Source organism: Aeromonas sp. 30P, from assembly GCF_051919805.1.
GTDB lineage: Bacteria > Pseudomonadota > Gammaproteobacteria > Enterobacterales > Aeromonadaceae > Aeromonas > Aeromonas veronii.
In genome coordinates this window covers 1,346,854-1,372,856 of sequence record NZ_JBQBEA010000001.1, presented here as the reverse complement: position 1 = coordinate 1,372,856, position 26,003 = coordinate 1,346,854, and the positions used below count along the sequence as shown (strand labels likewise).

Annotated in this window: 13 protein-coding genes and 10 pseudogenes; 11 read left to right on the top strand and 12 right to left on the bottom strand. The window is 44.2% G+C overall.

The window, feature by feature from the left end; genetic code table 11:
* Positions 1 to 11 precede the first annotated feature (11 nt).
* Genes ACTG2B_RS06520 through ACTG2B_RS06510 form a run of 3 tightly spaced genes read right to left on the bottom strand, consistent with a single transcriptional unit; the run spans position 12 to position 2,734 of the window.
* On the bottom strand, positions 12 to 1,184 hold the full coding sequence (locus ACTG2B_RS06520; RefSeq protein ID WP_439995390.1) for a TolC family protein: 1,173 nt from the start codon (positions 1,182 to 1,184) through the stop codon (positions 12 to 14).
* Positions 1,185 to 1,227: 43 nt separating this feature from the next.
* Positions 1,228 to 2,364, bottom strand: coding sequence for a hypothetical protein (locus tag ACTG2B_RS06515; protein WP_439995389.1), 1,137 nt, complete (start codon positions 2,362 to 2,364; stop codon positions 1,228 to 1,230).
* Positions 2,306 to 2,734 carry a hypothetical protein gene (locus ACTG2B_RS06510; RefSeq protein WP_439995388.1) on the bottom strand — a complete coding sequence of 143 codons (429 nt, stop codon included), beginning with the start codon at positions 2,732 to 2,734 and terminating at the stop codon, positions 2,306 to 2,308. Before ACTG2B_RS06510 ends, ACTG2B_RS06515 begins: the two co-directional genes overlap by 59 nt.
* A gap of 209 nt (positions 2,735 to 2,943) precedes the next feature.
* Between ACTG2B_RS06510 and ACTG2B_RS06505 the strand changes: the two genes are divergently transcribed.
* The 3 genes and pseudogenes from ACTG2B_RS06505 to ACTG2B_RS06495 all read left to right on the top strand — a co-directional run.
* Entirely contained in the window at positions 2,944 to 8,910 is a 5,967-nt protein-coding gene (locus tag ACTG2B_RS06505) for an Ig-like domain-containing protein (RefSeq protein ID WP_439995387.1), read from the top strand.
* A gap of 29 nt (positions 8,911 to 8,939) precedes the next feature.
* Positions 8,940 to 12,149: an Ig-like domain-containing protein gene (locus ACTG2B_RS06500; protein ID WP_439995386.1), complete on the top strand. Its 3,210-nt coding sequence runs from the start codon at positions 8,940 to 8,942 to the stop codon at positions 12,147 to 12,149.
* Between the two features lie 184 nt (positions 12,150 to 12,333).
* A pseudogene (locus ACTG2B_RS06495) lies at positions 12,334 to 12,594 on the top strand (transposase); the annotation flags it as partial.
* A gap of 240 nt (positions 12,595 to 12,834) precedes the next feature.
* On the opposite strand, the gene ACTG2B_RS06490 reads toward ACTG2B_RS06495, so the two are convergent.
* Entirely contained in the window at positions 12,835 to 13,878 is a 1,044-nt protein-coding gene (locus ACTG2B_RS06490) for an IS110 family transposase (RefSeq protein ID WP_439995385.1), read from the bottom strand.
* Between the two features lie 61 nt (positions 13,879 to 13,939).
* On the opposite strand from ACTG2B_RS06490, the pseudogene ACTG2B_RS06485 reads away from it, so the two are divergent.
* From ACTG2B_RS06485 to ACTG2B_RS06460, 6 genes and pseudogenes are all read left to right on the top strand, one after another.
* Positions 13,940 to 14,551 (top strand): annotated as a pseudogene (locus tag ACTG2B_RS06485) (IS3 family transposase); the annotation flags it as partial.
* Between the two features lie 273 nt (positions 14,552 to 14,824).
* Positions 14,825 to 15,927: pseudogene (locus ACTG2B_RS06480) on the top strand (IS110 family transposase).
* A 323-nt stretch (positions 15,928 to 16,250) separates the two neighbouring features.
* Positions 16,251 to 17,297, top strand: a complete 1,047-nt coding sequence (locus ACTG2B_RS06475; RefSeq protein WP_439995384.1) for an IS110 family transposase — start codon at positions 16,251 to 16,253, stop codon at positions 17,295 to 17,297.
* Positions 17,298 to 17,323: 26 nt separating this feature from the next.
* Positions 17,324 to 17,527: pseudogene (locus tag ACTG2B_RS06470) on the top strand (integrase core domain-containing protein); the annotation flags it as partial.
* A gap of 105 nt (positions 17,528 to 17,632) precedes the next feature.
* Positions 17,633 to 17,974 (top strand): annotated as a pseudogene (locus ACTG2B_RS06465) (IS110 family transposase); the annotation flags it as partial.
* A 32-nt stretch (positions 17,975 to 18,006) separates the two neighbouring features.
* Positions 18,007 to 18,675, top strand: a pseudogene (locus tag ACTG2B_RS06460) (IS5 family transposase); the annotation flags it as partial.
* Between the two features lie 110 nt (positions 18,676 to 18,785).
* On the opposite strand, the gene ACTG2B_RS06455 reads toward ACTG2B_RS06460, so the two are convergent.
* The 5 genes and pseudogenes from ACTG2B_RS06455 to ACTG2B_RS06435 form a co-directional block, all read right to left on the bottom strand.
* On the bottom strand, positions 18,786 to 19,364 hold the full coding sequence (locus ACTG2B_RS06455) for a hypothetical protein (RefSeq protein WP_439995383.1): 579 nt from the start codon (positions 19,362 to 19,364) through the stop codon (positions 18,786 to 18,788).
* Between the two features lie 274 nt (positions 19,365 to 19,638).
* Positions 19,639 to 19,998, bottom strand: coding sequence for a hypothetical protein (locus tag ACTG2B_RS06450; RefSeq protein WP_439995382.1), 360 nt, complete (start codon positions 19,996 to 19,998; stop codon positions 19,639 to 19,641).
* 112 nt (positions 19,999 to 20,110) lie between these two features.
* Complete coding sequence (locus tag ACTG2B_RS06445; protein ID WP_439995381.1) at positions 20,111 to 21,598, bottom strand: EAL domain-containing protein; 1,488 nt, start codon at positions 21,596 to 21,598, stop codon at positions 20,111 to 20,113.
* Positions 21,599 to 22,109: 511 nt separating this feature from the next.
* On the bottom strand, positions 22,110 to 22,895 hold the full coding sequence (locus ACTG2B_RS06440; protein ID WP_439995380.1) for a winged helix-turn-helix domain-containing protein: 786 nt from the start codon (positions 22,893 to 22,895) through the stop codon (positions 22,110 to 22,112).
* A 343-nt stretch (positions 22,896 to 23,238) separates the two neighbouring features.
* Positions 23,239 to 23,600, bottom strand: a pseudogene (locus ACTG2B_RS06435) (IS1 family transposase); the annotation flags it as partial.
* Between ACTG2B_RS06435 and ACTG2B_RS06430 the strand changes: the two are divergent.
* Together ACTG2B_RS06430 and ACTG2B_RS06425 are read left to right on the top strand one after the other, a co-directional pair.
* A pseudogene (locus ACTG2B_RS06430) lies at positions 23,599 to 23,826 on the top strand (ATP-binding protein); the annotation flags it as partial. The pseudogenes ACTG2B_RS06435 and ACTG2B_RS06430 sit on opposite strands and share 2 nt — an antisense overlap.
* Positions 23,827 to 23,901: 75 nt before the next feature.
* A pseudogene (locus tag ACTG2B_RS06425) lies at positions 23,902 to 24,045 on the top strand (IS5/IS1182 family transposase); the annotation flags it as partial.
* A gap of 61 nt (positions 24,046 to 24,106) precedes the next feature.
* Here the strand turns inward: ACTG2B_RS06425 and ACTG2B_RS06420 are convergent.
* The 3 genes and pseudogenes from ACTG2B_RS06420 to ACTG2B_RS06410 all read right to left on the bottom strand — a co-directional run.
* Positions 24,107 to 24,550 (bottom strand): hypothetical protein, encoded by a 444-nt coding sequence (locus ACTG2B_RS06420; RefSeq protein WP_439995379.1) that lies wholly within the window; start codon positions 24,548 to 24,550, stop codon positions 24,107 to 24,109.
* Positions 24,501 to 25,169 (bottom strand): winged helix-turn-helix domain-containing protein, encoded by a 669-nt coding sequence (locus tag ACTG2B_RS06415; RefSeq protein ID WP_439995378.1) that lies wholly within the window; start codon positions 25,167 to 25,169, stop codon positions 24,501 to 24,503. Before ACTG2B_RS06415 ends, ACTG2B_RS06420 begins: the two co-directional genes overlap by 50 nt.
* A gap of 194 nt (positions 25,170 to 25,363) precedes the next feature.
* Positions 25,364 to 25,876: pseudogene (locus tag ACTG2B_RS06410) on the bottom strand (IS5/IS1182 family transposase); the annotation flags it as partial.
* Positions 25,877 to 26,003: the final 127 nt, after the last annotated feature.

Genomic DNA, 26,003 nt, shown 5'->3' with positions numbered 1-26,003 from the left:
GCCCTCAAAAACTATATACTAGACAATGAAAAAATGCGCCCCGTCATGATGAGCTTTTGTAAATCATTATTTTTGTTAGCCATCTGAGCATCAGATATTCTTCGTTCAATATTAAAGAAATCAAAACGAGTATTTAACATTTCATAAAATGATACGTTGCCAACGTCATAACCTTTCATTTGGGAGTTCATAATTTTCTCAGTCAATTTCTTTTGTATATTAAGATCTGATAACTCAGCCATTAACGAGTTTTTCTCTAGACCATTAGTTTTATATGCGGCCAATAGTTCGCGATGCTTCATATCTAAGCTATACAACAATGACTCATAAATCTCAACCTTCGATGAGGATGCTTTTAATTTATCATAATCAAAAATGTTAAATGACACCTGCACACCAATAAATGAGTCCTTCTCTACTTTAATGCTATCGTCATAGCGTTGCTCTGCAATTAAAGATACATTAAATAGTGAATTCTGCTGTTTTGAATTTTGCTTCATGGCATCTGCGGCATATAACAACCCCCGATATTCTAGATTATCAGCGAGGTCTGCATCACTAACTTCATCAGCGTATTCACTGATTTTATCTAAAATTATTTCAGGTACTTCCACACCATTTGATGGGTATATAACCCCAGAGAGCGACTCCACTGTAGATATAGCGAAAATTAAATTCTTTTCAATTAAGTTAATCTCAGTTTCTATCCGTTTTACTAATAGTTCTGCTTGCTGAACATCAGATGAACCAACAATACCATAGTTATTTTTATTTTTAATTTTATCTAGCAGACTCTCAGCTTCCTTTTTTAACGTCATGGCATTATCTTTCAACTTATTATAGTATGATATATTAATAAGTTGTTCTGTTACACCACCCTTGAGTTGCTCTTTAACTTTAAGCACATTCAGCTTTGCATTTTCTAGCTTTATAAGTGATTCTTTAATTCTATTGGGTGTCGTATCATCATAAACAACTATCGAGGCAGATAATTTTGACTCTGTAATCTTAGAGCCATCCTCTCGCTCCTTATACTTGGAGTCACCAGATATTTTAGGAAAATAATACCTAGTAACTGACTCATAGTTATTTTTTTCAGCTGCCAGTTCTCGCTCCTTTATTTTTACCAATGGTGAGCTTGAATATATTTCATTGATATACTCGTGGTAACCAATATTAGACAAAGCGGTTCCACTGAACGACAAGAGACAAAAAAAAATAGATTTGTTAAACATTGACAATAAACCCCAAGGCTTGCTTTACATTACTTTTAAATGCTTTTTCATCATCGATATATGCCTTTCCCATAGCGACAGCGTTGTCAATATTGGAATTGAGCTCATTTACTGATTTTTCTGCAACTACAGCAAAATTATCGACAGCCAATAGCATGCGCTCTTGGGTAACCTTTAGCGGTTCAAAAATATCACTGTGATAGTTTTTCATCAATTCACGACTATCATCAATACTTGAATTGATATTAAGTATTATGTTATTTTGTGTGTGCAGTAACTCCTTTATTTGAACTATCTCATTTTGAAACATCGCATTACTTTCACTCAGAACACTGTACCCAGTTTCTCTTACAACATTAATTAATTGCTGCAAGTGGAGGCTATTTTCCTCCATGTAGATAGAAAACAATCTGTCTCTTTCCTTCTGCATCTCAACCTGGTCTTTTAGCAAATCAAGATACTCATTGCCATTCACTTCTATCAGAGGAATAGATGTTAGCTTCCCGACTATTTCAGTATTTATTTTTTCAATACTACTCAGGCGCTCATAAATATTAACAGCATTGGTCTCAACTCCCTTTTCATTTTTATCTTCTTGTCCCTCATAGAAAAAGGACCAAAAATTTAAACTTAATAAGATAAGTACAGAGACTGCAACGCCGAGTATAGATGTCAAAAATGCATATGACATAGCCGATAATGCATTAGAGATAGAATCTATCATCCCCCCCATTTTTTCTACAATATCTCCCTCCCCTCCCATAGAAGAAGCGATTGCAGTCACCATATCAGTCAACCCGACAAAGGTGCCGATCAGGCCTAGCGACACAGAAAGTGATGAGCAAAGTAATGACTGCGAATATAATAACTTACGATGCCGTAACTTGTTCTTTTGGGTAAAAAAATGACAAGTAAAAACAAAAAGTGGGACCAAAAAAACACAAAGCATTGCCAATGTGATCTCTGGTGCCAATAAAAAACCTTGTTCAAGCATTCCACTGACCGCAGGAATATATAACGCTGCGACCAAGACTAAAAAATAGACACCGTATCCCAATATCCAAATCATATTACTCAAACTCCCAATAAACACAATTAATTGAGGTGCCGCACTTTGCACTTTGGCCATCTAGAGATACAGTTGATGGCAACTTCAGCAACAGCTTTTTTCTTAACTCCAATACATTAAATAAATTTTTTTGTTTTGAGGAAACTATTTTGTCATTAATAACCCCATATAAAATGACCCGCTTGGCATCTTGATTACTTTCTATAGACTTTCTAATCATATATAACTCATGATTAGATAAAGACACGCCTCCCGAATAATAAATAACTTGATTATTCATATCCAACGTTGAGGGAGCGAATCTAAACCCACCCGCTTGAAATAATGTGTCTATTGACGCTAATAAAAAAACAATTACAACAAGCACAAGAACACACAAGGCGCCACTTAACCCATCGACCATTGGTGCCAATCCATCATCATCGTTCATTTCACTAATTTTAACCCACTCCTATCATCTTCCTCGCCTCACATCTAGAGGCCTAGAGGCAAAAACAATACCAAAATAACAAGAAAAGTCATGAAAAAGTCATGAAAAAGTCATGAAAAAAATTCCATAAAAAAATCATAAAGCCCTCATGAGCATGTCGACATCTATTGCTATATTTGAGGTTTGATAAAATAAAAAAAGGAGTATATATGCGTATTGCTGAATTAAACCCAGAAACTCGCGTGTCAGCGTTTAAAGTTATGGGATATGACTTGCAAATAGTAGACCAAAATGGGAAAAAAATTATTCTCAAAGATGGTTTATCCGATTATCTCACTAACGACGTAGAGCTTCTAGGCGTTAATAATAAGCCAATAACACGCCAAAATATCGTAGATGCAATCTCAGCAGAAAATCTTGGTTTAGATACTGTCTATTTTGCAGACATCATCAACAGTGAATCAATCACCATTGACAATAATTATTCACAGCAAGAAAAACCAATTTCAGACGACGATCTCGTAGCTTTACAAAATAAATTGGCCGCTTTGCAACTAGAACTCGATAAACTGGAAGAAAAAGAGAAAGAACATGCAGCAAAGCTAAAAGATAGTGAGGCAGAGGCAGTAGCTCATCAGCAGCAAGAAAATGAGTCCTTGATCAATCAAGTAAAAGCACTTGAGCAGATCGCACAGCAAAGGCAACGAGTTAAAAATGAAAATAAATATAACTCTACCGAAAAAACCGAGCAAACAGTTACATCCAGCACACCCAAGCCGAACGCATCCAGCAGTTCATCTTCTAGTCAGTCCTCTTCTGAGCCTAGCATACCACCGGCTATAATCCCACCGATTATAGACTCGATGCCAGTTATTTTTATTCAAGGTGGTTTAGATGAACTATCTGATTCTGGTACTTCAGGCGATAATATAACCAACGTTGCACTCCCTACATTTAGTGGTACTGCCACAGTGGGCAGCCAAGTTGAGTTAGTGATATCGGGCCGAACCTATGTGATTAATACTGATAGTCAAGGCAGTTGGAGTATTACTCTGGATAGCATGTTATCTGATGGCAAACATGACTATACGCTAACGGTGTCTGTCGGTGCTGAGTCAAAAAGTGTTACTGGAAATGTTGTCATTGACACAGAAATTTCCAACACAACGGTATCTTTAGATGATGATTCTGACTCAGGCCAAAAAGGTGATAACATCACGAATAAGTCGCATCCTGTTTTTACAGGGCAAGCGGAAGCTGGCGCAACTATTGTTATAACTTTAGATGGTAAAAAATATCAAGCCATTGCCAATGCTGATGGTGTATGGTCTATCAAAGTAAATACCACATTGAAAGATGGAGAGTATAACTACAAGATCACCTCTACAGATCTAGCAGGAAATACATCCTCGAGTAATGGTAATTTAACTATCGATAGTCGAGGACCACAGCTTTCATATTCACTTGATGATTCGACCGACAGTGGACAAAAAGGTGATAGCTTAACCAACAATGCATATCCAATTGTATCCGGCTGGACAGAGCCAGGCTCAGTACTATCGATTGTCTTTGCCGGTAAAATTTATGATGTCACTGTCGAAGCTGATGGCCGTTGGGAGTTCTCTATCCCAGGTCCCTTGTCAGATGGGGAATATTTTTACAGTGTATCCAGCAGTGACATCGCCGGAAATACATCCTCAAGCACAGGTAGTTTTCACGTTGATACATCACCATTAACATTAACTGTCGAACTACACCATGATCATGATTCTGGCATTGTTAATGACAATAAAACCAACTCCTTAGAGCCCGCTTTTGTTGGTGTCTCTAGACCCCATGCCACGATCACTTTTATGATAAATGGCATGAGCTACTCCACCACTGCGGATGCTGATGGTCATTGGTCGCTCAGCATAACCCCTGCTCTTCCTGAGGGTAGCGTTAACTACACGGTAGTTGCGGAGGATAAGCTTGGCAATCAAATTACCTCTTCTGGCTCCGTAATAATAGATGTATCCGCGCCGCTAACATCTGTTTCTTTTGACTCAGACACCGGTATTGCTGGTGATCAGATAACCAATATCAGTACCCCAAGTATTAGTGGAAAATCAGAGCCAGGCGCTCAGATCAGAATAACGTTAAATAATAATATATACGATATCATTGCTGACACCAATGGGTTCTGGGCATTTACTTTCGATACCTTAGCAGATGGCGTATATAACTATGATGTGGTTGCAATCGATGATGCAGGTAATCATAGTGATCTCATTAGCGATAGTTTTACCATCGATACCGTGCAGCCACAGACCAGCATTGAACTTGATCGGGCTAGCGACAGCGGTGCGCAGAGTGATTTTATCACTAACCATAATCAGCCGGTTCTCACCGGCCAAGCAACTAAGCCAGGGGTATCCCTTGCAATTTTGATTAATGGTATAACTTATAATGTTGTCGCCGACCAAACGGGTCAGTGGTCGCTCTCTTTAAATCAGCCATTACCTGATGGAGAACATAACTACCTCATCACTGTCACCGATACAGCGGGTAATACTAACTCTTATCCAGGTTCGTTGATAATTGACACCATCTTGCCATCGACTGTGCCAATATTAGATGAAAACAGCGACACGGGGCTCGATAGCAGTGACAATATCACCAACGATATTGCCCCCACTATCATTGGTGTCACCGAACCTGGTGCCACTGTTAACCTCGTCATTCATGGTATCACATTCACTTCTGTAGCCGATGCGGATGGCCTTTGGTCTATTACCATAGACACAACGGCCATCGGGCTTAGCGATGGTGTTCATTCCTATACCGTGACTATCACCGATTTGGCGGGTAACATTTCCGACCCTATCAACGGAGCATTCACGCTTGATACCGAATCACCGACACTGACTGATGTGGTACTTGAAAAAGAAGATGGTTCAACCTCCACCGATCTAACCATAAGTAATATTAATACGCCAATCTTTGCAGGAAAGTCCGAACCTGGTGCCAAGGTTACATTGACCATTGATGGACAGCTTTATGAGGTGCTAGCTGGCGCTGACGGTCAGTGGAAACTTCCTGTAACCGAACCACTTATAGATGGTGTTCACTCCTACAGCATTACTGTGACAGATATCGCGGGTAATATCATCACAAATGCCAGCGTAGGAAGCATAACGATCAACACCTCTATCCCCACGCTTTCAGCAGGGCTTGACACCAGTGCCGATTCAGGAGAGTCAGACAGTGATGGCATAACCAATATTAACACTCCTGTGTTTAAGGGGATCAGTGTACCAGGTCTCACCGTTCACTTACTCATTGGCGGCCTATCTTACAGCACAATTGTAGGAGCCACTGGGGAGTGGCAAATAGATATTCCTAGTCCCTTATTAGATGGCGATTACAACTATACTATTACCGTCACTAATGCTGTCGGTACAAGTAGCACTATAGATGGTTCTATCACCATAGATACTGCTATTAGTAATAATCAGGTTGCGTTGGATAAGACGACTGATAGTGGAGATTCGGATCGCGACGGTATCACTAATGTCAACCAGCCTATTCTACAGGGGAAGGCGGAACCTGGTGCGAGCGTTACGCTTACCTTTGACGGTGTGAATTATAAAATTTCAACTAACAGTGATGGCGAGTGGTCATTTACACTTCCCATATTGAGTGATGGCAGCTATAGCTACTCAGTTACTGTGATCGATAAAGCTGGCAACCTAGACACAACAACAAATACATTAGTCATAGATACGCAAACATCTGTCACTGCTCAGCTAGATATATCCAGTGAAAGCACGGGGCCGAATATTACGGCAACTAACCGTCCACTACTCAGTGGTAAAGGTGAGGCTGGTGCGACGATCACAGTAACAATCAATGGAAAAAGCTACTTTGCCAACGTAGACTCTGATGGAAACTGGACTTGCCGTATTTCTGACCCCCTGCCACAAGGTCAGCATAACTATCAAGTAGATATAACTGATGTTGCGGGTAATAGCAGTAGTACCTCTGGTTCGCTGACTTACGCTCCTGATGGTACTATGCCGCCATTGTTACGCGGCGGGTTAGATGAAAATAGCGACAGTAATATCAAAGGGGATAATATCACCAATATTAACACACCAGTGTTTAGTGGAATTACAGATCCAGGCAGTGACCTTATTATTACGATTGGAGGAAATACATATAACATCACTGTGGGAAGTGATGGCTCATATTCCTTTACTATCCCTGATGCACTCGCTGAAGGCCAAAATACTTATATTATCACTTCTACTAACCCTGATACGGGATTATCTACGACCCTGAATGGCTCCGTTATGGTCGATACGATAGCCCCCTCTTTAGAGGTAGATCTCAGTGCCGCTACGGATAGCGGGGTCAAAAGTGACTTTATCACCCAGAGCCGCAACCCAACTCTGGAAGGAAAAGTTGAAGCCGGAGCGACCCAGTTAATGCTTACTATCGCTGGAACAAATTATATTATTCCGGTTACAGCCAATGGAAGCTGGAGTTTTTCGTTACCAGCTAACTTATTGCCGGCTAATGGCAACACTCCATTTACCCTGACAGTCACTGATTTAGCCGGTAACAGCACCACGGTGACTCATTCCATCATCACCGATAATACCAAACCGAATGCCCCGAGTCTCCCCACTTTCGATATATCTGACACTAATATTGGTACAAATGGTAATCGTTGGACTAATGATAACACCCCTACGATCACAGCCGGTAACGGTATTGCTGGGGATACTGTCGAACTAAAGCTCACTATCAACGGCAAGATCACTACTTTAACAACCATTATTAACGCTGATGGGACTTGGAGTATTACTCTTCCTGCCGGAGTTCTGCCAGCAAATAGCAATTTGCTTACATTCACCGCTGCTGTGACTTACATCGATAGCGCAGGAAATCGCAGTAATACAAGTTCACAAACGCTTTCTTTCGGTAATCAAACTGTTACTGTTACCGCACAGCTAAGCGATGCTAGCGATACGGATACGAAAGGCGATAATATTACTTCCCATAGCCGACCTACGATCACTGGTCAAGTCATTGGTTCTTCAGGAAACTTGAGTAACGTTGCAGGAAGCATTATTTTTAATGGTGTCGAATATCCGTTAACGATCAATACCAACACAGGGATATGGAGTTTTACCCCACCAGGCCCGCTCACCCCTGGTCACTACGATTACACCATCAATGTGATAGATAGACACGGCAACACCGCCACTATTGAGAATACGGTGACTATAAGCAACATCGTTGTCCAGCTGTCGCCCGACAGCGACTCCGGTGAATTTGGCGACATGGTGACCAATAACGCTAGTCCCACATTGAACGGCCAATCGACCCCTGGCGCCATTGTGCGGGTGCTGTTTAACAACATTTATTATGACATCACGCCTGATGCCGCCGGAGTCTGGCAATTTATCCCGCCGGGACCGCTAACTGATGGCGAACATACATTCACCGTAATCGAAAATATGAATGGCAACGTGATGACGCAAGATGCCATCCTTACCATTGATACCACCCCACCGGATCTTACCACTACTGGTTTGGCAAATATTCCCACCACGCCAGGCGCTGATGCCACATATAGCAAGACCCGTCATTTTACCCTAACCGGTAAAGGGGAGCCGGGTAGCGAGGTGACTGTCGTATTGGGTGGCTTAACTTATACTGGACAGGTTGATGATAATGGGAATTGGAACATTCCCATCTCTGTATCACATGATGGTGAGTATAGCTATACCGTATCGAATAACGATAGAGCGGGTAACTCATCTAGCTTCGACGGCAGTGTGACCGTTGATACGGCCATTCCACTACTTTCAATTTATAGACAAGATGGTGAACTTAGTAGTACTGCAACCAATACGACCATCGTCGTAAATAGCCGCACCCCAACATTTACCGGCAAGGGGGAACCTGGCACCATCGTAGAGTTCCGCGCAGGCTCCAGATCAGTCAAAGCCACCGTCGACGAAAATGGCGATTGGAGTATTACGGTACCAAGTGGTACCTGGAGTGGCGGAAATGGTTCTTCAGGATCGATGTATTTTCAAGCATGGGATAAAGCTGGCAATACCGTTACTTATTCTTTGAGAGTGCAACTTGACTTCTCCCCCCTACCGTTAATGGCGCCTTGATCTCAGCCGATGACGATGCCCAAGCTGGGATGACAAATAGTGCAAGCCCGACCTTCAGCGGTATCACGGACGCACATGCCACCGTTATTTTTACGATTAATAACGTCAATTATACCATTAAGGCCAATGCCCAGGGGGCATGGAGCTTTATCGTTCCAGATTCACTGCCTGACGGCACCTATTCATACTCATTTGTGGCAATCGATGTGGCCCAAAATACCTCAGCACCGGTTAGCGGCAGCGTCATTATTAATACCGATCCGGTCGCTATCACAGGTGGTTTAGATCTCAATGATGACTCAGGGACTGTTGGGGATGCCATCACCAATATTACCGATCAGACACTGTCTGGAACTGCGACGCCTGGCATGCGAGTTCGCCTCACGTTTAATGGTCAACAACAGGAAATCATCGCGGGTGATGACGGGCTCTGGGAATTTAACCTCAGTAATTTGGCAGATGGGGACTATGCGTACACTGTCGTTGTCATTTCACCTTCCGGTATGAAACAGGAGCTGACCGGTAACTTTACCATCGATACCCAGCCTCCTACCGTTACTTGCGAATTACATGCCAGTAGCGATACCGGTACGATAGGTGATGGTATCACCAAAGTATCCAACCCTATCTTTAATGGCATTACCGAAGCCGGAGCGCATGTGGCTCTCGTTATCCATGGAGTCACCTATACCACGACAGCCAATGCACAGGGATATTGGAGTATTCAAATCGATAGCTTGCCGGCGGGTCAGTATAATTACAGCGTATCGGTCACCGACCGTGCAGGTAATGTTATTAATACGCCATTAATGGGCAATGTGGAGATTGTCACCAGCTTCGCACCCGATGGGCTCAGTGCCGAACTTGACAGTGCCAGTGATAGTGGTGATCGCGATAATCTGACCAATATAAACCGGCCAACTCTAAGTGGGGTGGCTCCCGCTGGGATTGAAGTGATCGTAACTATCGATGGTCACACCTACAGTACTTTTGCAGATGCAACCGGATTGTGGTCTCTGACTGTCGGCCATGTACTATCGGATGGCGTCATCGATTACTCCGTTGCGCTGAAAGACTCAGCCGGTCATTTATCTACATCAATCTCCGGCCAATTTGAGGTCGATACCAAGGCTCAAATAGCGCTTGACGGGTTACAAGACGATAGTGACAGTGGCCAAAAAGGGGATCAACTCACAAATAACAGCACTCCTACCCTTATTGGAACCGCTGAGCCAGGCTCCAGCATTATGCTTGTCATCAATGGCGTGACCTACACCACCCAAACTAGAGCAGATGGTTCTTGGTTTATCGACGTCACCGCGCCACTAGGAGATGGCATTCACTCTTATAATGTCACGACGACCGACCTGGCCGGTAATACAAAGATAGTTAGTGGTCACATCGGGGTAGACACTCAGGCACCCGATCAACTGACGGTGGCCCTCGACGCCAACAGTGCAGCACCAGGCGATAGCGATGTCTCTATCGTGAGAACACCAACTTTTAGCGGCACTACGGAGCCCAATGCAACGGTTGTACTGACGATCAATGGTAAGAGTTATACTGTTACCGCGACGGCTGTAGGAGTCTGGAGCATCACCCTGCCTGCGGATGCAGCTCTCGATTATGGGTTCCATGACTACGAAGTCACTGTGACGGATCGTGCAGGTAACATGTCTGAGCTGACAGGACAGATATACGTCGATACGGCGCCGCTATTGAGTTGTGGGCTCAGTGGAGCATCTGACTCGGGTACTATTGGTGATAACATTACCAATATCACCACCCCTACGTTAACAGGAGTAACAAATAATCTCGCCAGCGTGGTGGTTATTGTTAACGGTCAAGCATATCCAGTAATCGTTAACAGCAATGGCATATGGTCATTCACGCTCCCCACGACATTGGCTGATGACACCTATTCATACCAAGTTATTGCCACCTCACCATTTGGAAATAACACCATTTTTAATGGTCAATTTACCATTGACACGACTCCACCAGGCAGTATCACTGGCGGAGTTCATGAGGATTCTGATTCCGGGAATTTGGGGGATAATATAACCAATATCAGGACTCCCACGCTTGCTGGTGAGGGTGAACCCAATAGTACAGTACATTTACAATTGCTACGTGCGGATGGAAGTATGATCATCGACCTTAATGTTAAGGTTGATAGCAATGGTTTCTGGTCTTATACCATTCCTGTCGGTCTGACATTACCCGATGGTAGTTACACCATTCTCATGACCCCTATCGATGCAGCAGGCAATATTGGTATCCAAGTAGACACCGTATTCACTGTTGATACCCAATTAAATATCACAGGAGGACTCAGCATCGGCAGTGACTCTGGTATTGTTGGTGACTCCGTGACGAGCAATACCACCCCAACCTTTAGCGGGCAATCGAAAGTGGGCTCGACAGTCACCCTGCTGATCAATGGTGCCAGCTATTCAACAACGGTCGATGCAGCCGGTCAATGGTCGATCACCATTCCCAACGATGCCGTGCTGCTTGAGGGGACATATGAGTATGTCATTTCTGTGGAGGATGTAGCCGGTAACAAGCAGAAATTGGAAGGTGAGGTTATTATTGATACGACTACAGCACTGACTGGTACATTGGATACCAATTCCGACAGTGGTGTATCACACCATGACGGCATAACAAATGTAAATACACCATTGTTTGTTGGAACCGGTGAACCGGGCAGTACGATAACCTTATCAATAAGCGGTTTAACTTATACTACCACCGTCAATAATGATGGCAGTTGGGAGTGCCAAGTAACCAACCCACTCAGTGATGATGACCATAGCTACAAAATTGAAACGATAGATCCTGCTGGAAATAAAGATGAGCTATTTGGAAGTATTCAAATTGATACCTTAGCGCCAGATGTCACCCTAGATAGTGGTACGGCAAATAGTAATATTGTGACCTTTGAAGGCACCGTCGATGATCCTGATGCTATCATTTATTTCACATTAAATGGTGTGAAATACAACACAACCATATCTGGTAATACTTGGCATGTTGATATTGACGCTATGGAAATACAATCTGGCAACAATCAATTTGAGGTAAAAGCGATAGATGCCAGCGGTAATGTAACAACTAATAGTGGAGAATTTGAACATACTCCATCCGCTATATCAGTTGCTCACGCTGACACAAGCATGGAGATACCGTCGATAGATTTTAGTGGCGCATCAGAAGATTCTGAATACTATTAATTTTAGCCTTGTTTATTAACGTAATGAATGCCTGCTATGCAGGCATTTTTATAGTCAAAAGAAGATACAAACAAGGGTGTTGTTGCCCAAATCGATGCTACGTAAATGGAACTAACTGTAGTGGTCTAATCATCCCGGACACCATTTTAGGTGGAACAGTCGCCACCCTGATCTGAGGTGTTCAATGACAAGATTACGTCGCTCATTTACTGCCGAATTCAAACTCGAAGCTGCATCCCTGGTACTCGACCAGGGATATTCTGTCCCTGAAGCCAGCCGTTCACTGGATGTCGGTGAAACCGTACTGCACCGCTGGGTTCAGCAACTGCAATCCGAACGCTGTGGTACAACCCCCATCGGAAAAGCACTGACTCCGGAGCAGCAGAAAATCCAGGAGCTGGAAGCCCGCATCAATCGGCTCGAGCGCGAAAAGGACATTCTAAAAAATGTATGGTCTGCTCCTTATATGCAAGCGTGAACTGATTTCCAGAAGTCGTTTGCGTCAATGTATCCGGCCTGTCTGTGAGCCGTTTTCCGGCTCTGGCCTTGATGGGATCCGCACGTCGTCGTCCTAATAAAGCTACCAGTCATGAGAGACTGCTTTTTTAGCCAGGCTGCAACGTCGTGGGGTGAACGCTTCTGTCATCTGTTTTTGGCTCGCAAAACCGGGTATGAGTTATATCTGTTAAACGGCTGCGCTTGCGTTGGGATAGGATTGGTAATCCCTGCCGGATGTCAGTACTTTCCAGCAAATTCGCATTATCTTGTTGGCCAAGGCGATAAGGACCACATAATGGTGATGGCCAGCCTCCAGCCTGGCGACCCATTCGCCTAACGATGATTTGTCACGCTTCATGTGAATTTTCAGCGCTTTGGCGCCCTGAATAACCATTTGCCTTAAATAGCTATTACCACGCTTACTGATCCCGCCGAGCGAAGATTTGCCGCCCGTTGAATATTGCCTGGGGACCAGCCCCAACCAAGCTGACAGGTCGCGGGCTTTCTTGAATTGTGAGCCATTGCCAATCGCGGCAATCAACGCGGTTGAGACAATTGGTCCAATGCCGGGGACGGTACTGATTTTTTGGCACAAACTCGATGTGCTCGAGGCGTGTCCGAGCATGAGGCTCATGTCATCAATCTGAATATACAGCTGTTGCCACCGTTCTCTCAGGCGCAATACCAGGGCGCGGATAAAGTCAGGCAAGCCATTCTCGGCATCTTCAAGGATCGTCGGCAGAGAGCGCTCGAAGACTTTTCTGCCGACTGGCACGGTGAGCCCATATTCCAGCAGCAACGCTCGCATCTGATTGACAGTGGCGGTACGTTCGACGATGAAACGCTGACGGACGCGATGAGTCGCTTGCAATGCCAGTTGCTCATGAGATTTCAACGGGACACAGCGCATAGTGCCTCTGCTACCAGCCTCGGCAATGGCGGTAGCATCGTTGAAGTCATTCTTGTTTGATTTGAGGTAGGGCTTAACAAATTGAGCGGGAATAATCTTGGGCTCGAACCCCGCCTGTTGAAACAGGCGTCCCCAGTATTGCGAACCAGGACATGCCTCGAAGGCAACCCGACAGGGTGGGGTCGTGCTGATGAACTGTTTCAGTTGTGAACGAGTGAGCTTTTGCTTGGTCAATACATCCCCCATACGATCCATCGCCACCAGGTGAAACCAGTTTTTGCCTAAATCGATCCCGTAAATGTAAATCTGCGCTTGAGTCATGATGAGCCTCCTTGATACTGGCTCCAGCATAGCGGGGTGGATGGAGCAGACCATCCCATTAGGCTACGGCTCTCTTGATGACGGACGAGTTCACACGTACGCGCTGATAGACCGATTAAGAGAGCAAGCCCCCATCACCCTGGTCTGCTGCGCTTTCGATGTGCCCACTTCCTGTTTTTACGATTATCTGGCCCGCAGGCGGGCGATTAACCGTGAGCGTATGCAGCAGCGCTCTGAGTTGCGCCGTTTGTTCAAAGAAAGCCGGAACTCAGCGGGCAACCGTGCCTTGATGTCGATGATGCGGGCGCTGGGGTATCAGATTGGTCGATTCAAAGTACGTAACCTGATGAAGGAAGCCGGGTTGGTATCCAAACAGCCGGGCGCACACCGCTATAAGGTGGCACGGTCTGAACGACCGGACATTCCCAATCTGCTGGCCCGCGAATTTGATGTTCCGCAATCCAATCAGGTGTGGTGTGGCGATATCACCTACGTCTGGGCAGGTGGTCGTTGGCATTACCTGGCAGCGGTTCTTGACCTGCACACCCGGCGGGTCGTGGGCTGGGCGATGTCTGATAAGCCTGATGCAGAATTGGCAATCAAAGCACTGGAGATGGCCTATCAGCAGCGAGGTTGCCCATCCGGTGTGCTGTTTCACTCCGATAGTAATAATGTCACTGTCAGTTTTCATCGCCATGCTTGCTGTTTTGCCTGACTGGTAAGATCACTGATGCAGTGAAGACTCCCCGGTTTCCTGACCCTCACTCTGAACAACCAGAAATGTGTCTTTCCCTGGACCCGTCGGTTACCGGGAAGTATTTCATGCGAGGCATCTCCTCACCGATGCGCGTGACTCAAGAAGGGCCTGACGGCTTGTCTCTTTACTGTCCTGTCCGGGTTATCGTCAGGAGAAATGACGGATAGTTTCCGAAGCAGGAAATGACTTATGGCAAAGACAAAATCCGCTCAATCACCGTCCGTTGTTGGGGGCGTTGATACGCATAAAGATTTACATGTCGCGGCTGTAGTTGATCAAAACAACCGAGTTCTGGGGAGTGAGTTCTTCGCGGCAACACGCCAAGGATACCGACAAATGCTGGCCTGGATGGCATCTTTTGGTACGATTGAGCGCATCGGTGTTGAATGTACTGGCTCCTATGGCGCAGGCTTGCTGCGCTACCTCCAGAGTTCAGAGATCGAGGTACTAGAGGTCACCGCACCGGATAAAATGGAACGTCGTAAACGTGGTAAAAGCTATACGATCGATGCCGAAAGTGCTGCCCACGCCGCTTTCTCCCGCATACGCACCGTCACGCCCAAAACACGTAGCGGAATGATTGAAGCGCTTCGCGTCCTGAAAGTCTGCCGTAAAACAGCTGTTGCAGCCCGACGCATTGCACTACAAATGATCCAGATGAATATCGTGTCAGCTCCTGATGAGTTACGTGACCAGATCCGTCATCTCACGAGGATGCATTTGATCCGCACACTGGCCTCGTGGCGACCCGATGTTACCGCCTACCGCAATGTTCAGGATTCCTATCGTATTGCACTGGAATCACTGGCTCGAAGATATCTGGAGTTACATGACGAAATAGCCGATCTGGACGTTATGATAACGTCGATTGTCGATGAGCTAGCGCCAGAGCTTATCAGGCGAAAATCTGTAGGGTACGAATGTGCTTCTCAACTGTTGATCACTACTGATCACCACTGATCACTGCTGGTGATAATCCTCAGCGCCTGACCTCTGAGTCTGGCTTTGCGGCTTTATGTGGCGTCAGCCCAGTCCCCGTATCTTCCGGAAAAACAAACCGTCACAGACTGAATCGTGGTGGTGATCGTGCCGCCAATAGTGCTCTGCATATTATCGCTATAGGGCTATTGCGCACCGATACGAAAACACAAGAATATGTGGCCAAACGGGTAGCTGAGGGTCACTCAAAAATGGAAGCGCTACGTTGCCTAAAACGTTATATCTCGCGTGAAGTCTATACGTTGTTACGCAATCAAAACCGGTTGATCAACAGCACTCAAATAACGACTTGACTCTTAGAAGGGCGTCCAGGGCAGCCAATATGGCAGCCGAGCTTTTCGACAACGACTGTGGCGCTATCGTATGACCCAGAGCATGAGTCGGCGTGGAAACTGCTGGGATACTCAGTTCATTATGCTCAAGAACATCAGCCCAATCTGACCCGTGCTGGGATTGGCGAACATAATGCCTTTGCGTTGACCTGTCGATTGGATGCTGATGTTCCCTGGCATTGCCGGGCCCAGCGTCAGTGACCTAATAGGAGCCTTGTGCTGCATCTTGAGTGTCCTGTCCTGCGTATGGGGTTGGTAGTGCATATTCCTTGGAGGAATGAGCCATGAACAATTCCAGAAACAAAGCTGAAGTTATCCTTGGTGTAGATACACATCTGGATACCCATGTTGGGGTTTTGCTTAACGCACAAGGACATCTGCTGGGATGCTTGATGGTCACAACCAATATCAGCGGATATGAGAGACTCGTGACTTGGGCAAACTCTTTCGGATGCTTGAAGAGAGCAGGCGTTGAAGGCACAGGCACGTACGGGGCTGGCTTGGCCTGTGTACTGCGTAAGCATGGTGTCGAGGTCTTCGAAGTTAATCGTCCTGACCGCTCCAAACGCAGGCTCCAGGGGAAATCGGATCCTACCGATGCTGAAAATGCTGCGCGATCAGTGCTTTCCGGTAGTGCTACCGCGATAGCAAAGACCCAGTCAGGTGCGGCAGAAATGATGCGTGTGGTATCAGTGGCCAGACGCAGCGCTGTCAAAGCCAAAACGCAGGCAATGAATCAACTAAGAGCGCTGCTTGTCAGTGCCCCCCAGGATGTTCGTGAACGGTTCTGGAAGAGCAAACCCGCTGACTGTGCAAAGGGATGTGCACGAGTCAGGTCATTGGGTAGCACAGAATTCCTGCATACGTTAACGACTACCTTGTGCCTGCTGGCCAAGCGTTGGTTGCTATTGGCAGACGAAGTTGAAAAACTTGATGCCATGTTGGATGCCTTGACCCATCAACATGCTCGCCGTCTGCGCGAGCAATTTGGCGTCGGCCCTCAAACCGCAGCAGTGCTGCTGTCAACGGCTGGCGATAACCCGGAACGGTTAAGAAATGAAGCATCGCTCGCGGCACTTTGTGGGGTTAATCCTTTACCCGCATCCTCGGGAAAGACCGTACGACATCGCTTAAACCGAGGTGGTAACCGTACAGCAAACAATGCGTTATGGACGATTGCAATGGTCCGGGTGCGGGGAGATCCACAAACCCAATCTTACGTCGCACGACGTAGCGCCCAAGGCTTATCTTCGAAAGAGATCCAGCGTTGTTTGAAACGCTATATCGTCAGGGAACTCTACCCTTTGATCTTGGCCGATTTAGCTGACTAGCGCGAGCCTGTTGACATAGGAGCGTCAACGCCCCGATGGAGCGACTGTTCAGGAGCCTGAAGTCAGAGTGGCTCCCGGCTATGGGATATATGAGCTTGCGAGAAGCGAAACGAGATATCAGTTATTACTTGATGGATTACTACAACTGGCGGCGTCCACATTGCCACAATGACGGGATACCGCCAGCAAAAGCCGAAGAACGGCCTAACCAAGTGTCCGAATTTAGTTGACCACTACATAAACAAGCTAATGGAATGGTCGTCCCTCCCCAAAACGGCATCTAACGTGCCAAAGTGGCGAATGAAACTTCCCACTGATTGAGAGAGGCAACCGCGATGAACATTACAACGATTGGTATCGATCTGGCAAAATCCTGCATCCAAGTCCATTGCGTCTATGTGCACGGCAAGCGGCTCCTCAACAAGAAACTCAAACGCGAGCAGGTGGTGCCGTTCTTCAGCAACCGACCCGCCAGTCTGATTGGCATGGAGGCCTGCGGCAGTGCCCACTTCTGGGCTAACAAACTTCAGGCGCTGGGGCATACCGTCAAGCTGATGGCGCCGCAGTTCGTCAAATCTTACGTCAAAACCAACAAGAACGATGCGGCCGATGCCGAAGCCATTTGCGAAGCGGTGAGCCGCCCGAACATGCGCTTCGTGCCAATTAAAAACAGCGAATAACTTGCCGTCCTTGCAATGCATCGAGCCCGCTAGGGATTCCTACTTGTGCCCCCGATTACAGTTGTGTAAGCAAGCGGCCCCGTACGGTGATGGTGGCTTATCGACAGCCCCCAAAGGGGCGTATTACCGACCAGGTTATCGACTCGACCGGCCTGCAAGTGTTTGGTGAAGGTGAGTGGAAAGTCAGAAAACACGGCGCCGAGAAGCGGCGAGTGTGGCGCAAGTTGCATCTGGCAGTAGACCCGGCCACTCACGATATCGTGGCGGCGGAAATCTCGCTGGAGAATGTCCATGATGTCGAGGTGCTGCCGACTCTGCTCAATCCACTACGGCGCAAACTGGGTCGTGTTTATGCGGATGGCACCTACGACAGCAAAGCCTGCCATCAGCATATCTTGCGCAAAGGGGCAACAACCTTTATCCCGCCTCGCAAAAGCGCGGGGTTATGAAAAAAGGGACATCCAAGAGATGAGGCTGTGCTGGTAATGCGCAAGGAAGGGCTGGCACACTGGAAGAAGATATCGGGGTATCACCGTCGCTCGCTGGCAGAGACAGCGATGTATCGGTTCAAACAGTTGTTGGCGGGGAAAATCAGTCTGCGCAACTACAACGGCCAAGTGGGAGAGGTCATGGCCTACGTGTGTGCGATGAACAAACTGAATGCCCTTGGCCTACCTGTCAGAAAGCCCCGAGTATAGAGCTCACCCGGGGCTGGGAACATCATGTCTTGCTGGCTGATTTGAGAAACAACGCCATCATACAGCACCGGTTTGAGGCCGGTGTCAGGTGATAACTAGATCTGTACAGCTTAAGCACTACCGGCGCAACCTAAATATTCAGCAACCCCATTATAATATGTATCTTTGGCTTGCATAATTTTCCATTTCGGACTAATGGTTGCACCCCAGTTGTCAATCTGAAAAATGTTCATTGTATCATCATAAGATGTCCATTTGTTGTTGAAATAGCATACCCCACGTTGGTACATTTTTGACCATCCAAATCCCGTGTGATATTCGGCTCTAATATAGGCATAATATGCTTTGCCTGGTATTGTAATACTATAGGCCTTACCTATAGGTAAAGAAGCGCTCTTAAACTCCCTCCATGGCCCCCCATTATAATCACGATATACAACCGTGTACCTTACGTTATATGCGCCTTTATTGTTCATAATCAACTTAGTCGGCAACCCATTCGAGGTTGTATCATACATACCTTCATGTGGAGCTGGCGGTTTACAGGCGGGGACCTCCATGATATCACAATTCATGCGAGAATCAGGCCCAACAAGAGCTGCTGTATCGAGCCCCTGACTATTTGAAAGCTCTGCCGCAAAACCGTTTGCAGAGAAAAATAGAATAAAATTTAAAATAACCTTCTTCATAACTCACCTCTTACTATATATGAATTGATGCAGCAGCCCCGATAACATCTGATGCCATCAGCCAGAAATATGCCAGTTTCTTTGTTACTCAGACCTTTAACTTTAACTATTAAGTCATATTCAAACCTCTCACTGATTTCTTAACTCTTAAAAAATAACCGACTAAATAATCAGAGACCGCCTAGGCATCTGTTCCAAATAGTAGATGATTGGAAGTAGGGAGTTCAGTCCAGTTCGCACCCCACATAAAGCAATCCGATATAAAATAATCCATTCAACATTTCATTCTCACTGAAACACCAAGGTGACGCAATTTTGCAACATTATTTAAACTAGCCTTTTCAATATCACCCTGACCATCAAAAAAAAAGATAACACAAACCTTGAATTTTATTGAGAATGGGATAAACCATGTATACATATGCTCGTATCTTGTCACCGAGAATGGCAACTCAATCATGAAAGATCGTTCTTGGTAGAGCTCAGGGTGCTGCCCGATAATTTTCTGATGAAATTCCAATTTCTCACGTATGTAATCATAGCTATCCCCAAGAGAAAACGCGACAGACTCCTTCCAAGAAACATATCTAGATAAAGGCAGAATACTATTATAGTTGAATATACTCTTCTTCATTATCTTGCATTCTCTGAAACGTATCCAACACCAATCATACGATCTGACCAGGGTTGAAAACTAAAAAAAATGTGATTTTTTAGTGTTTCTTAAGCAATTTTTATGAATTCTTTTATAAGATGGCTTTTTGATAGACGCAGGCTAACAGATCTCTAATATTCATTGGCTTCGCATAAAAATATCCTTGATGAAGCGTCACCCCCTTAGAATATAAAAAATCAGCTTGCGCCTTTGTCTCTACACCCTCGGCTATCACTTGATAGTTGGATTCAATACCAAAAGCAATAATCGATTCTAATACTCCCAATTTAAAATCATCCGTCCCGATGGTATCAATAAACATCTTATCGATTTTAATACTACGAATACTTAACAACTGTAAATATGCAATACCACCATAGCCAGTACCAAAATCATCTAACTTAAAATTATACCCTTGGGATGATAACTGCTTGATTTGCCTATTAGCACTCTCGATATCGCGGATCGGATTACGCTCAGTTATTTCAAAGGAGACTCTTTTGGGGTCAATGTATTTTAATTTCGCAATTGATTTAATCAACTGCTCATCGATAAAGTGCTTAGCACTAATGTTGATACTGTACCAGAAATCATCAGGAAGCTGAGCCATGTCAAGTACAGCTTTTTTGATAACAACATCAGTCACTGGTATTATTAAATTCTTTTCTTCCGCATAAGGAATAAAGTGACTGGGCGAGATCCACTCATTGTTACAATTCCAGCGAACCAACACTTCAGCACCGACAAACTGCTGACGCCTAACATCAAATACTGGCTGGTAAAAGGCAAAAAACTCATTATATTTTATCGCTTTTTTTAACTTAGCTAAAAGAGTCTTGTTCTTTATTTTAGTAATACCCCATATGACCAGTAAAATTAAAAGAATCAAGCATAGGGATATCTTTATTAGGTTATGCAAAATTTTTTTGCTATCGACTCTAAGAGCATCCCCAGCATAGATTTTCATTGCCTGCCTGGAGTTTTTTTTAAAAAAATAAGACTCTCGATATAAGGGTTCATTTTTAATACTCTCCGCACCTATATTAAAAACTAACTGCTCATCTACAAAAAGCTCAACATAAAAACATCCACTACAAGCATTATCAAGTAAGCTATAGAAACTGTCAGCACTCAAAATAGAAAAAAGAGTGCCTTTTTCACTCGAATAGGCAAATGCCAGACGCTTTGAGCCATCAAGAGAATCACCCACTTTGAAGAAATTAATGCGATCTTTCCCTGTGTATTCTGTGGCAACCTTATCAATTGTAAAGCGCACCCCCTCCCCCAAACTAGTACATAACATATTTTTATTAGTGACAACACCTGTCAGGAAAATATACCTATTATTTATAGCCGCTAATGACAGTTTTTTCCTATCACTCAGGCTGCAAGAGAATTCTAACTCATCAAAAAGCTTCCCCATTGATAAATCCAGTTCATCCTTGCGCCTTTCTTGCTGAGTAAGAATAGTCTCTGACTGCTGCGACATGCGCCAATTAAATATTGCCTCCTCTAACCATGTAAAAGCATATGGCGCAGGAATAATGAGAAGTATTATCACCCCCCCGCACAAGGTCATTTTCCGCCCCCCCCCCCGATAATCTGGACACTGGTAACAATTGCATAGTAAGCCCTCACGTGATGGAAAAATATAATCGATGTATATATAACCGCGATTAATACTTCATATCATTCTATCAGCCTAATAATTTTCGATAGAATGCGGCTAGATTTACCTCTCTCACCACCAACTTAAACGCCCCACACGCTTACTTGGATATATTTTATAAAATGGCGCTTTTACAATCACCCAATCGGTTGTATCGACAACGATTTTATTTGAAATATAGAAATATCTAGATTGAAACAAAAAGTCGTCAAGAACTGTTTCTTGGTCCTTATCATCATAGGTGATGTCATATACAAATACGAGTGAACTCCGACCGGTCACACCATATATACCCTGATAGGCTACATTCCGCGCTGTGACCTTATTTTTTTCTATAACAGTAATAATGCCGAAGCGGCATGTTGTGTATCTATCAAATGTTTTTCCAATTGCTTGAGATTGAAAGTCACAACCAGAACCATTAATGAATGGATGTAAGCCATACAAGGAAAGGACTATCAAGATTATCCACTTGATATACCTCAATATCATCGAGCCTATTATTATAGCCATACAAGAAAATCCCAGTTCGTTCACCAATGAGAGTTGTAACTTGTTGCTTTTTATATTCAGGCAACTTGAATACACCGCACGCTCTTGCATTGTCTAATGCAATACAATATATATCCTCTTTCGAAAAAAAAACAACAAATGATAATATAGCTGATAATGACAGCGCGCAATAATAAAAGATAGCATTGTATTTTATACATTTAATAAGGGTTATAAATGTTCTATTCTGTGGTACTTGTACACGACAATTATCGTTGGTAACATTGTCATAGCACAACGATTTTATATCAGATGCGATATTAGACTCTTGCTGTGATGGTAACAGCAGAACTGTTGCATCACGCTCATTTATATTTGAAGCATTATCTGTCCCAATGGCACCAACGTGTTGACACTCATCCTCTGTAATTATCAAAAAGTCATTATTTTGATGCAGTATGTATCCACGCCGATATACTGTTTCGATATGTATTTCAGAATCAATAGAGTTCAATGCTTTTCTAATTTTTTTTATCGCAACGGTCAAAGAGTTAGGTGTAACAATTTTATTTGGCCAGCCTTGATCAAGCAGGGTATCTTTTATTACCAGTTGTCCATTTTGGGATATGAGCAAAGATAATACGATTGTTTCACTGTAACTGAGGCGCTCTATCAATCTATCTTGATATTTTAACTCTCCAGTATTACAATACAAACACCACATTCATTAACCTCCAAAGACTAAATCTATTGATAGGTGGGCGACAATAATATTAAACACCACAGTATATTTATTTCATTTATTCGGCAATTTTCACGCTTATTTTATTCTTTATCACAATGTATGGCATCAGATAGCTATGGCAGATGTGGCCAAAACTACTTACATTCACAATGTAAAACATGAAAAAAATGTGATAAATTTATGATTCATTAATAAATATAAAATACCTCCATGAAAACATACACTTAAGATAAATCAAAAAACTCCGTTCGCTCTGAAAGCAACAATCTAATGAACACTAACTTATGCATTTATAGCTGGGTAATGCCTCCAATCAGTTGAAATGGTGCCTGTCGATAAAGACACCAATCACTTTCTCGTGGAGTTCAATGGACCGAGAGAAACAGATGGTTTTGCGAGCCAATCGCTTGATGCGTGTTCTGAGCGTCAGGTTGTTACGCTCGATACGCTGGGTGAATATCTTTCCGGTCAGATGCATCTCGCTCGGCACCTCTCTGGCATAGCTTCCCCAATCATCACTGGTGATAAAACCTATCCAGAACGGAGAAAGCAGGCTCAGCAAGCGGCGGCAGTCTCATAATTACGTGGGCCAAAGGTATATGCCACGACTCGTTTTCTCTTGGTATCACAGGCATACCAAAGCCAATGTCGATACTGTTTATTGCCAACATAGGCCAGGCGTTACGAGTCAGGCAGTCTGATATTGACCAGCAATCTACCATTTACACAGTGGTCGAGCACATTTGGGGATGATGAAACGCTGACGGCGGCGATGCTGGAGCGTTTACTGCACCATGCCAACATAGTTCAAATTAGCGGGCAAAGTTACCGTCTGAAGGACAAGTTAAAAAGTGGTCAGTTGAAGAAGCAGCAGATGCCATTACTTCTGCTTAACCATTAACAGGGGGTGGGTCCCTTTTGCTTTGGCAGGGTGTGTCACAATTCGATCGGTATTGACACATTGCCGTCTCTGCCAGCGATGTATCGGTTCAAACAGTTGTTAGCGAGGAAAGTCAGTCTGCGTAACTACAATGGCTAAGTGGGAGAGGTAATGGCGTATGTCAGCGCCATAAACAAACTCAATACCCTGGGTCTGCCTGTCAAAAAGCCCCGAGTGTAATGGTCACTTGGGGCTGGGGCAGTTGTGACTTGATGGTTGATTTGGGCAACAACGCCGTTTTTTAGAAAAAACCCATAGCTCCAACCCTTTTAGACCTATAGATGTTGTAATAGGGGTATTTAATAAAAATCCAGTCGTACCCATCCCCTTTAAAAACATACGCCATATAGAAGTTGCTATTGTTAAGTGCCGCAATTATATTCATCATTGTATTTTCTTCATCATTTAATACTATCCTTTCATATGTGTAAAAAAAAATTGTGTTACCACTTTTTCCATATACCCCACTATATTGTATAGTTTTTTTTGTTTTTTTATCAACCCCTACAGCGTTAATAATACCAAATTTACATGTTGTATAAATGCTTTGCTTTTCATCTTCCGTTTGAGAATGATAATCACATCCCATTCCATTTATCAATGGATGCAATGCATATATGAAAACAACAACAATACTAATCCATTTTATATAATCCAATATCAACCAAATTTTTTTCGTATCCATAAATGAAACTACCTCTTTGCTCCCCAACCCTATCGCTTAGCATGGTTCGTGTTTTTTCATCTAGTATGAATATCCCACATAATCTAGCATTCTTTATATTGTAGCAAACCTCGTTGATCTTGCTCGAGTAAATCAATATTGATATAAACAAAAAAAACATGAAAGACAGACAATAAAACATGTTCTTTATCTGATTTGTTGATAATAAAAGCGGCCATTTTTTTTTAAACCGCTGTTGATTGGCAGAATGCTTGCTATCATAAAATGATATACCTAGATCTAACTTGGTTTCATCTACCTTGTTACGTTGATTATCAATAAATCCACATTGTACCTCACCACAATGAAATATGTATCCTTTTCGATGAACAGTTTCGATAAAAAGTTCATCACAGGCGGTAATCAATAACATTTTTCTAATGTTTTTTATTGCAACAGCTAAAGAATTTGGTGCAACAAATTTATCGGGCCATCCGATATCTAACAGTTCATCTTTCAGAATTAAAGAACTTCGCCTGTTAATAAATGAAGCCATAATCAATGTTTCACTTAGCCCTATTCTGGCGATAAGTGACTCATTGAAAAATACATCACCAGAGTTAGAGTCCAAAAGTAACATTCTGGTTTCCTCGTAATAATAACAGGATAATTGTTATAATGATGAAAAAAACATTGACCGCATTATTTAAGTCAATACAAACAAGATAAATAACCATTTGTGTTTTTATCTGTCTGTTAATATAGCTTTGATGGGTGTTGTTGTCCAAATCAGCTAGCAAGTCATGACTTCCCCAGCCCCGGGTGACCCTACACTCAGGGCTTTCTGACGGGCAGGCCCAAGGTACTTGGCTTGTTTATTGCGCTGACTTTTACCATTACTTCTCCCACTTAGCCAGTGTAGTTTCGCAGACTGATTTTCCCCGTCTGCAACTGCTGAACCGATACATCGCTGTCGCTGCCAGTGAGCGACAGTGATACCCCGATATCTTCTTACAGTACGTCAGCCCTTCCTTGCGTATCACCAGCACGGCCTCATTTCTTGGGTACCCATTTTCCAGAGTCCCGCATTCTTGCGAGGCGGGATACATGCTGTCGCCCATTTGAGCAAGATTAGCTGATGGCTGGCTTGCTGTCATAGGCTCCATCCGTATAAACACGTCCCAGCTTACGCCAGACTCGCCGCTTCTCGGCGCCGTGTTTTCTGACTTTCCACTCACCTTCACCAAACACTTTCAGGCCGGTCGAGTAGATAACCTGGTCGGTAATACTTCCCTTTGGGGGCTGTCGATAAGCTACCGTCACCGAGCGTGCTCGCTTGCTGACACATAGATGTGTCGCCCCGGTTTGCCAAGCCCTCAATCAATGAAAGTGAGTCAGGTGTAGATTGCAGCCATAGATCCGGATTTCACCGAGGCAACAGCCTCTATCCCTGATGGAATTCGCTGACTGGCTC